Annotated in this window: 9 protein-coding genes; 5 read left to right on the top strand and 4 right to left on the bottom strand. The window is 71.9% G+C overall.

The window, feature by feature from the left end; translation table 11 throughout:
* Positions 1-2: 2 nt before the first annotated feature.
* Positions 3-2,306, bottom strand: coding sequence for a LuxR C-terminal-related transcriptional regulator (locus AB0M56_RS04370; RefSeq protein ID WP_364170981.1), 2,304 nt, complete (start codon positions 2,304-2,306; stop codon positions 3-5).
* A 587-nt stretch (positions 2,307-2,893) separates the two neighbouring features.
* Here AB0M56_RS04370 and AB0M56_RS04365 point away from each other — a divergent pair.
* Together AB0M56_RS04365 and AB0M56_RS04360 are read left to right on the top strand one after the other, a co-directional pair.
* Entirely contained in the window at positions 2,894-4,462 is a 1,569-nt protein-coding gene (locus tag AB0M56_RS04365) for a phosphodiester glycosidase family protein (RefSeq protein WP_364170979.1), read from the top strand.
* A 264-nt stretch (positions 4,463-4,726) separates the two neighbouring features.
* On the top strand, positions 4,727-8,359 hold the full coding sequence (locus tag AB0M56_RS04360) for a discoidin domain-containing protein (protein WP_364170977.1): 3,633 nt from the start codon (positions 4,727-4,729) through the stop codon (positions 8,357-8,359).
* Positions 8,360-8,413: 54 nt separating this feature from the next.
* Here the strand turns inward: AB0M56_RS04360 and AB0M56_RS04355 are convergent, their stop codons facing one another.
* Entirely contained in the window at positions 8,414-8,911 is a 498-nt protein-coding gene (locus tag AB0M56_RS04355) for an SCO family protein (protein WP_364170975.1), read from the bottom strand.
* Between the two features lie 390 nt (positions 8,912-9,301).
* Entirely contained in the window at positions 9,302-9,604 is a 303-nt protein-coding gene (locus AB0M56_RS04350) for a hypothetical protein (RefSeq protein ID WP_364170973.1), read from the bottom strand.
* A gap of 172 nt (positions 9,605-9,776) precedes the next feature.
* Here AB0M56_RS04350 and AB0M56_RS04345 point away from each other — a divergent pair, with 172 nt between their 5' ends.
* Both AB0M56_RS04345 and AB0M56_RS04340 read left to right on the top strand, forming a co-directional pair.
* Positions 9,777-10,439, top strand: a complete 663-nt coding sequence (locus tag AB0M56_RS04345; RefSeq protein WP_364170971.1) for a TetR family transcriptional regulator — start codon at positions 9,777-9,779, stop codon at positions 10,437-10,439.
* A 402-nt stretch (positions 10,440-10,841) separates the two neighbouring features.
* Entirely contained in the window at positions 10,842-12,074 is a 1,233-nt protein-coding gene (locus AB0M56_RS04340) for a cytochrome P450 (protein WP_364170969.1), read from the top strand.
* Here the strand turns inward: AB0M56_RS04340 and AB0M56_RS04335 are convergent.
* Positions 12,064-12,624 (bottom strand): TetR/AcrR family transcriptional regulator, encoded by a 561-nt coding sequence (locus tag AB0M56_RS04335; RefSeq protein ID WP_364170967.1) that lies wholly within the window; start codon positions 12,622-12,624, stop codon positions 12,064-12,066. The two genes, AB0M56_RS04340 and AB0M56_RS04335, sit on opposite strands and share 11 nt — an antisense overlap.
* Before the next feature lie 111 nt (positions 12,625-12,735).
* On the opposite strand from AB0M56_RS04335, the gene AB0M56_RS04330 reads away from it, so the two are divergent.
* A complete protein-coding gene (locus AB0M56_RS04330; RefSeq protein ID WP_364170965.1) occupies positions 12,736-13,584 on the top strand; it encodes an SDR family NAD(P)-dependent oxidoreductase in 849 nt (282 codons plus the stop codon).
* Positions 13,585-13,610 lie beyond the last annotated feature (26 nt).

The following is a 13,610-nucleotide window of genomic DNA, read 5'->3' as shown; positions in this document are numbered from 1 at the left end:
TCTCAGCGGCCGCGCCGCCGCGCGAGCCACGCCGAGATCCGGCTGCGCGAGCTGAAGCCCAGTTTGCCGAGGATGTGGTCCACATGGGACTCCACCGTGCGGCGGCTGATCACCAGCCGCTGCGCGATTTCCTTGTTCGTCAGCCCCTCGGCCACGAGTTCGGCCACCTCGAGCTCGCGGCTCGTGAGCTCCGGCTCCGACGTGTCCCGGACGGGTGTGACCGGCGGGGGCGGGGCGACATTTTCACCGAGCAGGTGGGCGAGCGCGGCCTCGAACCCGGTCGACGCCTCGACGCCGCGCTTGAACGCCGTGCGAAAACGGGCGTCGCCCAAAGCTTCCCGGACGTCGCGTTCGCACGCGGCGTGTTCGTCGATCATGCGGCACAGCCCGAGCATCGCCTTGCCGCCGACGAGCGGCCACACGCGGTTCGCCACGCCGAGGCGCTCAGCCGCCAGCTCGGTCCGGCCGGTCGCGGCGGCGGTCCACGACAACAGCTCCACCGACAGCGCCGCGCCGAGGACGTCGTTGAACAGCCGTGCCGTGCGAAGTCCGCGCAGCAGTCCCGTTTCGGCCGCCTCGTGCTCGCCGAGCATCCACTGCCCGAGTGAGCGCGAGTAGAGCAGGTGGGTGCGGGCGCGCAGCTCACCGGTGGTGTCGGCCTCGGCCAGACCCTCCTGGGCGATCGTCACGGCCGTCGCCGGGTCACCGCCCCACGCCTCGGACTGCGACACCGTGCCCAGGCTGAGCACTTTGATGCTGACGTGCCCGGGGATCGCCTCGAACCGGGTGTACGCCTCGTGAAACAACGCGGTCGCCGTGCTGAAATCGCCTTCGAGGAAGTGGCACGCGGCGGTCAGCATGTCCGCGTAGCCGAGCACGACTGCGTCGCCGTCGTGCCGGCCCCATTCCTCGGACTTCCGGATCAACGGCCGCGCCGCGGCGGGCTCGCCCATCAAGCACGCGGCGTAGGCGCTGATCCACAGCGCCCGCGCGCGATCGCGGCTCGGCCGGGGATTCACGGCCAGCGCTCGGGCCAGCCACAGCCGCCCTTCGGTGACGTGCCCGCAGTGCAGCCAGAAGAAGTGCAGTGTCACCACGAGGTCGAGGCCGGCGGCGTGCCGGTCGGGGACACTCAGGTCGTGGTCGATGGCTGCCCGCAGGTTCGCCTGGTCCCGCAGCACGGTCGCGTAGACCTTGACCTGGTCGACGCCGGTGTCCCAGTCGTGCTGCGCGCGTTCGGCCAGGCCGTGGAAGTAGGCGCTGTGCCGGTCGGCCAGTGCGGTCTCGTCACCCGCTTCGGTCAGCTTCTGCCGGCCGTACTCGCGGATCGTCTGCAGCAGGCGGAACCGCGTCGGCGCCCGGCCCGGTGCGGTGACCACGATGGACTTGTCCACAAGCGCCGCCACCAGGGCGAGCACATCGCCGGGCTCGATTCCCCCGGCCCCGCACACCTCCTCGGCCGCGGTGAGGTGGAACCCGCCGGCGAACACCGAAAGGCGGGCCCAGAGCACGCGCTGCCGGGGCGTGCACAGCTGGTAGCTCCAGTCGATCGTGCTCGTCAGTGACTTCTGCCGCTGCGGCGCGACCGGGTTGGGGCTCAGCAGCTGGAAGGTGTCGTCGAGCCGATCGAGCAGCTCGTCGATCGCCAGGGTGCGCAGCCACACGGCGGCGAGCTCGATCGCCAGCGGAAGCCCGTCGAGGCGGCGGCACACCTCGACGACTGTGGACCAGTTGGTGGCGTCGAGAGCGAACCCGCTCGACACGGCGGCGGCCCGTTCGGTGAACAGCGTCACCGAGTCGAGCCCGATCGCGTCGGCGAGCTCGCGGACCTCCGGCACCGCGAGCGGCGCCACGGAGTAGACGCGTTCGCCTTCGATGCCCAGCACGTGGCGGCTCGTGACGAGGATCCGGAGGTCTGGCGCGCCGGCGAGGAGGTCGCGCGCGAGCCGCGCGCAGGCGTCGGCGAGGTGCTCGCAGCTGTCGAGCACCAGCAGCTGGCTCTTGTCGCGCAGGTAATCGGCGAGCCGGGCCGGCGGGTCCTCGTCGGCGTCGCGGATCCCGAACGCCGCGCCGACCGTCTGCACGAGCAGCGCGGGATCGTGGAGGTCGCCCAGCTCGATCAACCAGACGTCGTCGGGGAACGTGTGCGCCACCTGGTCGGCGACGCGCATGGCGAGCCGCGTCTTGCCGACGCCGCCGGCCCCGGTCAGGGTGACGAGGCGGCCCGCGGAGAGCAGCCTGCGGATCTCGACCAGTTCCCGCTGCCGGCCGATGAAGCTGGTCAGCTCGGCGGGCAGCGTCCCCATCGAGACCACCTCCACGACTTGGTGTGAGACTACGTCGCGCGGCGGCCGATGTCAGGTTGTTCCGTTTTATCCGGGCAGCACCGAACCCCGTACCACGTCGTGTGCTGCGTGGTACGGGGTCCAGCGGGTCGGCTCACTCGATCAGGGGGAGAGTGAGGACCTCCTTTCCGCGGGGGCGCGATTCTCTTTCAGGCAGCCAGATCCGATGCGGGCGGTCTGGTGTCCGGTGCGGGGGAGTGCAACGCTTCCCGGTCACGCTCGGCCGGCTCGCAGCCGGGGCGCCAGGTACCCACGTGCGTCCACTGCCGGCCCCACCAGTGACTGATGAGGACGGTGGACCGGAAGCAGACCGGGCACGGCTGGCGAGGGGAGTCGATCGCCATCGAAAAAACCTCCGTGTCGGTGGTGCTTCTTGCCCTTCCAGGTTCGCGTCTCAGCCTGGCTCGCACATCGGGAGTCCTACGGAGAAATTACGTACGCACCCGGTTCGGCAGAGGTTCACCGCACCTCCAGCCGCCGGACAGGTCCGGGTCGACCGCAGCGAGTGAACTCACCCGGATCCGCTTGAGGCAAGGGAGAAACCCACAGTGTTCACCTCGTCACGCGCTCGGCGCGTGCTCGCGGCAGCCGTCGTCGTCGCAGGGGCGGCGGCGGTTCTCACGCCGGCCGCCGACGCTTCGGTGCCCGGTCCCGCCGGCTACACCTGGACCACCGACGCGGTCGCGCCGGGCGTCACCGTGCGCACCGGCGTGCTGAGCCGCACGGCCCACCCTCCGTTCTGGACGGTCACGATCACCGCGCCGGCCAAGAACATCCTCACCGGCGCCGCGACGACAGCCGAGCTCGGCACGGCGGCGTGGGCGCGCGACACCGCCGCCCGGCTGAAGGCGGCGGGTTACCCGGTGCGCCAGGACACCGTCCGCTGGCCCGGCTTTTCCGACACTCCGCACGGCGTCGAGGGTGTGCGCGTGCGCACCGGCTCTTACCCGACGCAGGCGGCGGCCACCGCGGCCGCGACGACGCTCAAGGCGGCCGGGTTCAGCGCCGTCGCGGAGTGGACGGGCTACGACGCCGATCAGGCGCCCGACGCCGAACGCGTGCACATCGCCGTGATCGACCGCGGCCGCTTCCACGGCAGCATCGAGGCGACGCACGACGGCACGGTGGCACAGCGGGAAACCACGTCGTCGATCGCGGCGAAGATGGGTGCGCTCGTGGCCGTGAACGGCGGGTTCTTCGTGACCGCTGACGCCGACGGTTTCCAGGGCGTGCCCGCCGGGCTCGCCGCGTACGACGGCAAGCTCGAGTCGCAGTCGTCCGGCGCCCGCGCCGCGCTGGTCCTGGGCCGCCGCGGCGACGTGTCCATCGAGAACCTGACGTCCACGGTGACGCTGCGCTCCGGCGCGGCGACCCACGCGGTCGAAGGCGTGAACCGCAAACCCGGTGTCGTGCGCGACTGCGGCCGGCCCGGCCTGACGCCCACCACGAAGCCGCGGCAGGACTTCACCTGCACCACCGTCGACGACCTCGTCGTTTTCACCGCCGAGTTCGGCGCCGCCCTGCCGACCGGCACGGGCACGCAGGTCACGCTCGACCGCAACGGCCGCGTGCTCACCGTGGGCGCGCGCGGTGGCGCGGTGCCCGCCGGCGGTTCCGCCGTGCAGGGCATCGGCCCGGCTGCCGGCTGGCTCGCCGCCCACGCCGTGGCCGGCCGCAAGCTGACCGTCGACGAACGCGTGCGCACCGCGTCGGGCCGGCCGGTCGACCTCCGCGCCGGCGACGGCATCGTCAGCGCGGCGCCGGTGCTGCTGCGGCACGGCCGCCAGGCCATCGACGCCGCGACCGAGGGCGTGCTGGACCCGCAGGACCTGTCGTTCGGCTACGCGTGGGCCGAGCAGCGCCAGCCGCGCACGATGGCCGGGCTCGACGCGCAGGGCCGCCTGCTCCTCGTGACCGTCGACGGCCGTCAGCCCGGCGTCAGCGAAGGCGTGACGATCGAGGAGGGCGCGCAGCTGATGCGCAGCCTCGGCGCGGTCGACGCGCTCAACCTCGACGGCGGCGGCTCCACCGCCATGGCCGTCGCGGGACAGCTCGTGAACCACCCGTCGGACGCCACGGGCGAGCGCCCGATCGGCGACGCGGTGCTCGTGCGCTGACGCGTCCGGCCGGGCGCGTCCGCTCCACCCGGACGCGCCCGGCCGGACAAACCGGGCACCTCGGCTTTCACTCCGGCTCTTGACGACCGGCGCCCTCCCGGGTCCCGACATCGATGTCATCACGGCCGATTCTTGTCTCTCTTGTCTTCTTGACGAGCGGGTGACCGGCCGGGAAGCTTCCTGGCAACGTTGTCACCCGTCGACGTCGACGCCTGCGGTCCCCGCGTCATGTGGACGGGTTTTGTCTCGAGACCGGGAGATCCCATGACGTTGGACCAGAGCGGCGCGCCGGGCGCGGATTCGGCACTGTCGCGACGGGGCGTGCTGGCCGCCGGCACCGGGTTGCTGGCCGGGTTCGGCCTGACGGCGGTGCTGCCCGGCGTGGCCTCGGCGGCGCCCGCGGCCCCCGCCGTGACCGACGGGCACACCTCGACCGACCTGGCGCTGTTCCGCCCTGTGCAGGTGTCCTCCACGGACTACGCGGCCACCCCCGCCGAGTTCGCGGTGGACGGCCTCGCGCAGGTCGGTGTGCAGGGCTCCGGCTGGCGCGCGGCCAAGGGCGACCCGCAGTGGATCATCGTGGACCTGCAGGGCCGCTGCCAGGTCGACTCCGTGGTGCTCACGTTCGAGGCCCGCCCGGGCGACCCGGCGTTCGACACGACCGCCTCGCGCAGCAACACCAAGGGCACCGAGGTCCAGTCGAGCTACGCGACCGCGTTCGACCTCGACATCTCCCAGGACGGCAAGTCCTGGCGCACCGTCCACAGCACCGCGCAGGGCACCGGCGGCGTGGTGACCATCCCGCTGCAGCCGGCCGTCACCGCGCGCTGGGTCCGCCTCACGAGCTCCGCCGGCTCGACCACCAACCCGCTGGGGCTCAACGGGTTCCAGGTCTACGGCTCGACCCGCGACAACCGCCCGGCGGTCCGCGGCTGGACGTCGTTCCCCGTGCGCGGGCACGACAACCCGCCCGCTCTGGCGGTGGCCGCCGACGGCTCCGTGCCGCTGGAGTCCGGCTGGGTCCTCACCATGCAGGACTGGGCGCCGAGCACCGACGGCGCCGTCCTGTCGGGCACCGCGGTAGACACGCGCGGCTGGCTGCCGGCGTCCGTGCCGGGCACCGTGCTCGGCTCGCTCGTGGAGCAGGGCCAGCTGCCCGACCCGGTCAAGGGCATGGGCAACATGCACATCCCGGAGGCCCTGTCGCGGCACTCCTGGTGGTACCGCCGCACGTTCTCCGTGCCGCGCGGTCTCGACACCTCCGCGGGCCGGCACGTGTGGCTCGAGTTCGACGGCGTCAACCACGAGGCCGACATCTGGCTCAACGGCGCCCACGTCGGCAACCTGGCGCACCCGTTCGGCCGCGCCGCCCTCGACGTCACAGCCGCGCTGCGCCGCACCGGCGACCAGAACGTCGCCGTGAAGATCGCGCCGATGCCGTTCCCCGGCAGCCCGGGCGACAAGGGGCCGGCCGGGCAGTCCTTCGTGGACGCGGGCGGCACGATGTTCGCCAACTCGCCCACGCTCGTCGCGGTGTCCGGCTGGGACTGGATGCCCGCGGTGCGCGACCGCGCGTCCGGCATCTGGAACCACGTCCGGCTGCGCTCGACCGGCGCGATCGTGGTGGGTGACACCCGCGTGGACACCAAGCTGCCCAACCTGCCCGCGACCGACGTCGCCGAGGTGACCATCACGGTCCCCGTCCGCAACGCCGGTTCGGTGGCCCAGCGCGTGAAGGTCACCGCGGCGTTCGACGGGATCTCGTTGTCCAGCACCGTCACCGTCGCGCCTGGCGAGGAAGGCGCGGCCGTCTTCGCGCCGTCGGCGTTCGGCCAGCTGCGGATCAAGAACCCGAAGCTGTGGTGGCCCAACGGCTACGGCGACGCCACCCTGCACGACCTCACCGTGACCGCCGCCATCGGCTCCGCGGTGAGCGACCGCAAGAGCCTCAAGTTCGGCATCCGCCAGATCACCTACACCTACGACGTGCCGATCGTGCCCGTCGACGGTGTCGCCTCCCAGACCGTGGACCTCGCGCCGCAGCAGGCGCGCTACGTCCGCGTGCAGTGCGACAAACGCGCCACCGGCTGGGGTTTCTCGCTCTGGACGATGTCCGTGGTGGACAGTGCCAACGCCGGCACCGACCTGGCCCAGGGCAAGACGGGCACCAGCTCCACGGTCGCGGACGGCAACCCGCCGCAGAACGCGTTCGACGGCGACCCGAAGACGCGCTGGACCTCGGAGTACGCCGACAACCAGTGGCTGCAGGTCGACCTCGGCGTCACGACGTCGTTCGACCGCGTCGTGCTGGCGTGGGAGACCGCGTACGCGCAGACGTTCCGGATCCAGGTCTCGGCCGACGGCGACAATTGGACCGACGCGGCGTCGGTGGACAACTCCGCGAAGCCGCTGACGTTCATCGTCAACGGGGTCAAGGTGTTCTGCCGCGGCGGCAGCTGGGGCTGGGACGAGCTGCTGCGCCGGATGCCGCCGGAGCGCGTGGACAACGTCGTCGCGATGCACCGCGACATGAACTTCACCATGCTGCGCAACTGGATCGGCTCCTCCTACCGCGAAGAGCTGTTCGAAGCGTGCGACCGCTACGGCATTCTCGTGTGGACGGAGTTCTGGGACGGTTTCTCCACGGACCCGGCCAACCACGACATCTTCCTGGCCCAGGCCAAGGACACGGTGCTGCGCTACCGCGCCCACCCGTCGGTCGCGGTGTGGTTCGGCTGCAACGAGGGCACCCCGCCGGCGGTGATCGACCAGGCGCTGCGCTCGATCGTCACGGAGAACACGGACTTGCTCTACCAGAGCAACTCCGCCGGCGGCGTGATCACCGGCGACGGCCCGTACCGCTGGCTCGACCCGAAGCAGTACTTCACCGGTGAGGCGACGGGCGGCAAGGCCGGCTTCTGGAGCGAGATCGGCATCCCCACGGTGTCCGTGGTGGAGAGCATGCGCAACCTCGTCGGCGAGGGCGACGCGGGCTGGCCGATCGGCGCGCCGTGGTTCCTGCACGACTGGTCCACGCAGGGCAACCAGTCGCCGCAGACCTACCTGGCGGCGATCGACGCCCGGCTCGCGCCGTCGTCGAGCCTGGAGGAGTTCTGCCGCAAGGCGCAGTTCGTGAACTTCGAGAGCATGCGCGCGATCTTCGAGGCGTGGAACTCCAAGCTGTGGAACGACGCCACCGGCGTGCTGCTGTGGATGTCGCACCCGGCCTGGCACAGCACGGTCTGGCAGACCTACGACTACGACCTGGACGTGAACGGCAGCTACTACGGCTCGCGCAAGGGCTGCGAGTCGCGGCACGTGCAGGCGGATCTCACGACCTGGCAGGTGCGGGCGATCAACCACACGCCGAACGCGATGAGCGGCATGACCGTGACCGCGCAGCTGCACGGGCTCGACGGCAAGCCGCTGGGCGCGGCGCAGACCCAGAAGGTCGACGTGGCCCCGATCTCGGGCACGGCCGCGTTCACGGTGCCGTTCGGTGCGGACCTGCCCGCACTGCACCTGCTGCGCCTGACGATGACGGACTCGCACGGCGCCGTCGTCTCGGAGAACACCTACTGGCGCTACCGGGCGGACACGGCGATGCGCGCGCTCAACCAGCTGGGGCGCACGCAGCTGTCGACCAGCCTTCGTGCGGCGGGCAAGGACGGTTACACCGCGACGATCCGCAACACGGGCACGACCGTGGCCGCGATGGTCCGGCTGTCGCTGCGCGAGAACAACGGCAAGGACCGCGTGCTGCCGACGATCTACGGCGACAACTACTTCTGGCTGCTGCCAGGGGAGTCCCGCACGGTCACGATCGCGCCGCGGCGGTCCGTGAAGTCCCCGCGGCTGTCGGTGGAGGCCTACAACGTGCCGGCGAAGCTGAGCTGACCTCCGGTTGCCGGAGCTGGCCGCAGGGCCGCTCCGGCAACCGGACCCCAGTTTTCAGGCTTCTTGCGTGACGGTTTCGCGCAGCCGTTCGGTGAATGTCTTGTCGTCGAGGCCGTCGGTGAGGTGCGTTGCGTAGGCGCCGCCGGGGTTCAGCACGTAGGTGATGGCGGTGTGCGGCACCGCGTAGCCGTCAGGGTCCTCGGGATCGTCCTTGCGGCGCGCGAAAACGCGGAAGGCACGCTTGGCCCGCTCGATCTGCTCCGGCGTGCCGGTGAGGCCGGTGAAGCGCGGGTGGTCCCCTTCGAGGTAAGCGCGCATCACCTCGGGACTGTCGCGCTCCGGGTCGACGGTGATGTACAGCGGCTGCACCTTGTCGGCGAGTGGCCCCAGCTCGTCCAGCGCGGCCGTAAGGCGGCCGAGCGCACGCGGGCACACCATGCGGCAGTGGGTGAAGCCGAAGAAGACCGTCACCCACTTGCCTCGGTAGTCCTGCTCGGTCACCGCCGCGCCGTGGTGGTCGACGAGGCTGAAGGTGGCGTCGATCGGCGTCACGCCGGGTCCTCCTTGTCGTGCTGGCTGTCGCGCAGTGTGACGCTACTCCGTCGTGAACGTGCGGCTCGGATCACGAGGGAGCCGGCTACGAGCTGCTGCTCGCACAGGGCGTCGACGGGCGGCTGGCGCGGTTCGCGCGGACGCACGGCTGCTGGGACCGGCCCGACAACAAGCTCGACGACCTGCTGGTCAGCCTGGCCGGCAAGGTCTGGAAAGTGAAACGGGTCCCGGACTTGGAGCAGCTCGTCGTCGACCGGCTCGCCGATGCCACCGGCGAGCAGCCGTGCAGACGTTCCCGAAGCTCGACGAAGAACTCGACCGCCTGGCGGCAGGGTCCGGCCACCGGCTGGACTTCCAGAACCGGTACCCCGTCGCGGCGTAGCCTCCCCGTCAGTCGAGCCGGTGGATCACCGGCAGGATCCGGAAGTCGACGGTCGTCTGGTCGATCATCGCGTGTACGGGGGAGCCGGCGAGCTCGGTCATGATGCCGGCGGCGCCGGCGCGTGCGTCGGCTTCGCTGTCCCACGCGACGACGTCGACGACGGTGCCGTCCTCGTCCTGCGTGATGCGCCGCCAGCGGAAGCCGGGGCGGGTTTTGAGGTAGGCGTCCACGTCGGAGTTCACGGCGACGAAGTCGGTGCCGCCGAAGTCGCCGGTGAGGTGGAACGTGGTGATCTCGAGTGCTTCGGTCATGGTCGCCTTCCTGAGGGGTTCGCCGACCAGCATTCGGTGGGTGTCGTGCGCGCGGAAGGACGCGGCTTCCTGGGTGCCGCACACCCTGGCCTGAATTCAAGCGCTTGACTTAACTCGCGAAGATCCGGTTGACTGATCATGAACCGCAGGTCCAACGCGGGGAGGAGCAACGGTGGCCGGAGTGACCGGGAAGGCGATCCGCGCGGAGTCGACGCGGGAGCGGATCCTCGCGACGGCCGAGCGGCTGTTCGCCGAGCACGGCGTGTACGCGGTGTCCAACCGGCAGATCAGCGAGGCCGCGGGCCAGGGCAACAACGCCGCCGTGGGCTACCACTTCGGCACGAAAGCCGACCTCGTCCGCGCGATCGCCCGCAAGCACGCGGAGGGCATCGAGGCGATCCGGACGCGCATGGTCGCGCGGGTCGCCGAGGACGCCGGCGTGCGCGACTGGGTCGAGTGCCTGGTGCGGCCCGTCACCGACCACCTGGCCGCCCTGCGCGCCCCGACGTGGTTCGCGCGCTTCGCCGCGCAGGTGATGACCGATCCCGCGCTGCGCGGGATCATGATCGAGGAGGCCCTCAGCGCCCCGGCGCTGCACCGCATCCTCCACGGCCTCGACACCTGCCTGCCCCACCTCACCCCCGCCGCCCGCACCGAACGCGACGCCATGGCGCGCCTGCTGATGGTCCACACCTGCGCCGAACGCGAACGCGCCCTCGCCGAAGCCACCCCCACCCCGCGCCCCGACTGGCCCACCGCCGGCACAGGCCTCGTCGACGCCATCGTCGGCCTCTGGCTCGCCCCGGCCACGGTGACGACACCCGATGCCCGCTGACGCTCGTGCCGGTCGCGCGCGTGTGCTGGGTTGCCAGGGCAAGCGCCCGGCCCTGCGGTCGGCAGCCGATGGTCGATGGCGTTCGCTCCAGTTGTGCTCGAGCACGCGCTCTGGGGCGCCACAGCGAGAGCTCTGCAGCCGCCTCGGTTATCGGGGCGGCAACCGATGGCCGATGGGAGGCGCGCCGGCTGTGCCTGCGCATGTGCGCGCCTGGTCGGCGCGACAAGCACACCGGCCCCGCGCGTCGTGGGCGCGGGCTGGGCAATGCCGCTGCCGAGCGCCGACGTCGCGGCGGGCCTGCGGCACCCCGGCCGCGCCCCGCCTGCGCTGTAACAACACACGGGTGACCACCCCACCACCGTCCACTTCAGACCGACGAACCCACCCGCCGCGGAGGAACGCATGAGGAGCACGCTGGACCAGGCCACCCCGGGCGCCGACGAGGTGCCCGAGTTTCCGATGGCCCGGGCGGCCGGGTGCCCGTTCGACCCGCCGCCGCGGGCGCGCGAGCTGCAGGAGGCGGGGCCGCTGGCGCGGGTGCGGCTGTGGGACGGCAGCACGCCGTGGCTGGTCACGCGGTACGCGGACCAGCGGGCGCTGCTGGCGGACGCGCGGGTGAGCGTGGACATCACGCGGCCGGGTTACCCGAGCCCCGCGCCGTTGCCGCCGGGAGGGTCCGCGATCAGCTTCATCCTGATGGACAACCCGGAGCACGCGCGGTTGCGCCGGATGGTGACGGCGCCGTTCACGGTGCGGCGGATCGAGGCGCTGCGGCCGGCGGTGCAGAAGATCGTGGACGACTCGCTCGAGAAGATGCTCGCCGGGCCGAACCCGGTGGACCTGGTGGAGGCGTTCGCGCTGCCGGTGCCCTCGCTGGTGATCTGCGAGCTGCTCGGCGTGCCCTACCGCGACCACGACTTCTTCCAGACCAACAGCAAGGTCATCATCAAGCGCGACGCCGACCCGGCCGAACGCGCCGGCGGGCACCGCGCGCTGCTGGGGTACCTCGACGAGCTGATGGGGGAGAAGCTCGCCCACCGGCAGGACGACCTGCTGTCCGGCCTCGCCGACCGCGTCGAGGCCGGGGAGCTCACGCGCGCCGAGGCCGCGCAGATGGGCGTGCTGCTGCTGATCGCGGGCCACGAGACCACTGCCAACATGATCGCGCTCGGCACGCTGACCCTGCTGCGCCACCCCGAGCAGCTCGCCCTGGTCCGCGAGGCCGACGACCCGGCCGTGATCGCCGGTGCGGTCGAGGAACTGTTGCGCTACCTCACGATCACGCACAACGGCCGCCGCCGCGTGGCGATCGAGGACATCGAGATCGCAGGCGAGACGATCCGCGCGGGCGAGGGCCTGATCATGGCCAACGACATCGCCAACCGCGACGAGAGCGTGTTCCCCGATCCCGACGGGCTCGACGTGCGCCGCCCGGACTCGCGCCGGCACGTGGCGTTCGGGTTCGGCGTGCACCAGTGCCTCGGGCAGCCGCTCGCGCGGGTGGAGCTGCAGGTCGTCTACAACACGCTCTACCGGCGTGTCCCGACGCTCGCCCTCGCGGCCGGCCTCGACGAGATTCCCTTCAAGCACAACGGTTCCGTATACGGCGTGTACGAGCTGCCCGTCACTTGGTGATGCGAAGCCCTTCCAGCACCACGTCGAGGTAGGGCTCGGCGGTGCGGCCCGTCGCCGGGTCCTTCGGCAGAGCGCCGACGAGGGTGAGCACCTGCGTCGCCGTCACGTCGGGCCGGACGTGGCCCTCGGCGCGGGCGCGGTCGAGCAACGCGGCGAAGCTCGTCTTCATCGGGGCGCAGGTGGTGGCCACAGGGGAGCCGTCGTCGGCCAGCCCGTCGCCGACGTGCCCGCTCATCCCGGGGTACTCCGTAGCGGCGCGGTCGTAGAGCCGCAGCCACTCCGGAAGCCGGCCGGCGCCGTCGGGTGCGTCGAGCAGTTCGCGGGCCCGCGCGTCGAGCAGGTCCGCGCTCTCGCGCATGATCGCGGCGAACACGTGCTCGCGCGACGGGAAGTGCCGGTACAGCGTGCCGCGTCCGACCCCCGCCTCCTGCGCGACGACCTCCAGCGGTGCGTCGGTCCCCAGGCGCGCGAAGACGTCCTTCGCTGCTTCGAGGAGCACGTCGTAGTTGCGGCGCGCATCGGCGCGCTGGCGTTTGGCCGGACCGGTCACGCCGCCAGTGTATCCGGACGCCGTGTCCGCTATCACTATGACAACCGGACGCCGTGTCCATATCGTCGGTGGCAGGAAACGGACACGACGTCCGGATGGAGAGGAGATCCCATGGCCCCCGTGATCGCCGTGGTCACCGGCGCGAGCCGCGGCGCCGGCAAGGGCATCGCCCTGGCATTGGGCGCGACCGGCGCCACGGTCTACGTCACCGGCCGCAGCGCGAAGCCCGGCGACTCGCCCCACGGCGGCACGGTCGCCGACACCGCGGCCCTGATCGACGAGGCCGGCGGCACCGGCGTGCCCGTGGTCGTGGACCACGCCGACGACGAGGCCGTCGCCGCGCTGTTCGCCCGGGTCGCGCGGGAGCACGCCCGGCTCGACATCCTCGTGAACAACGCGGCGAAGGTCGCCGAGCCGATGCGACCCGGCGGGTTCTGGGCCAACCCGATCGAGGCGGCCGACCTGATCACCGTCGGCCTGCGCTCGCACTTCGTCGCCGCCCACCACGCCGCGCCGCTGCTGCTGGCCAACGGCCGCGGCCTGATCGTCCACACGGGCCACTACGGCGCCGTGTCCTACCACCAGGGCCCGGCCTACGGCGCGCAGAAGGCGGGCGCGGACAAGATGGCCGCGGACATGGCGAAAGACCTGCGTCCGCACCACGTCGCCGCCGTATCGATCTGGATGGGCGGCCTGCGCACCGAACGCGCCGAGGCGCACCTCGCGACGCTCCCACCGGCCGCCCGCACGGCCGTCCCGCGTGAGTCGCCGCAGTTCACCGGCCGCGTGATCGCCGCGCTCTACGCGTCGCCCGACCTGATGGCCTACTCGGGCCGCGCGCTCATCGGCGCGGAGCTCGGCGCGCGGCTCGGGGTCACCGACGTGGACGGCACCGCCCCGCGCAGCCGTCGCGACGAGCTCGGCGCGCCTCCTGAGCCGCACCCGTCGCTGCTCGGCTGAACCGGTCCGAAGAAACCTTTCGCCAC

Source organism: Amycolatopsis sp. NPDC051372 (assembly GCF_040682095.1).
Classification (GTDB): Bacteria; Actinomycetota; Actinomycetes; order Mycobacteriales; family Pseudonocardiaceae; genus Amycolatopsis.
This window is presented reverse-complemented; position numbering and strand designations above follow the sequence as displayed.

Excerpts from the sequence above, each read along its gene's own strand:
- AB0M56_RS04370 (WP_364170981.1), bottom strand. The coding sequence starts at position 2,306 with ATGGGGACGCTGCCCGCCGAGCTGACCAGCTTCATCGGCCGGCAGCGG.
- AB0M56_RS04360 (WP_364170977.1), top strand. The coding sequence starts at position 4,727 with ATGACGTTGGACCAGAGCGGCGCGCCGGGCGCGGATTCGGCACTGTCG.
- AB0M56_RS04350 (WP_364170973.1), bottom strand. The coding sequence starts at position 9,604 with ATGACCGAAGCACTCGAGATCACCACGTTCCACCTCACCGGCGACTTC.
- AB0M56_RS04340 (WP_364170969.1), top strand. The coding sequence starts at position 10,842 with ATGAGGAGCACGCTGGACCAGGCCACCCCGGGCGCCGACGAGGTGCCC.
- AB0M56_RS04330 (WP_364170965.1), top strand. The coding sequence starts at position 12,736 with ATGGCCCCCGTGATCGCCGTGGTCACCGGCGCGAGCCGCGGCGCCGGC.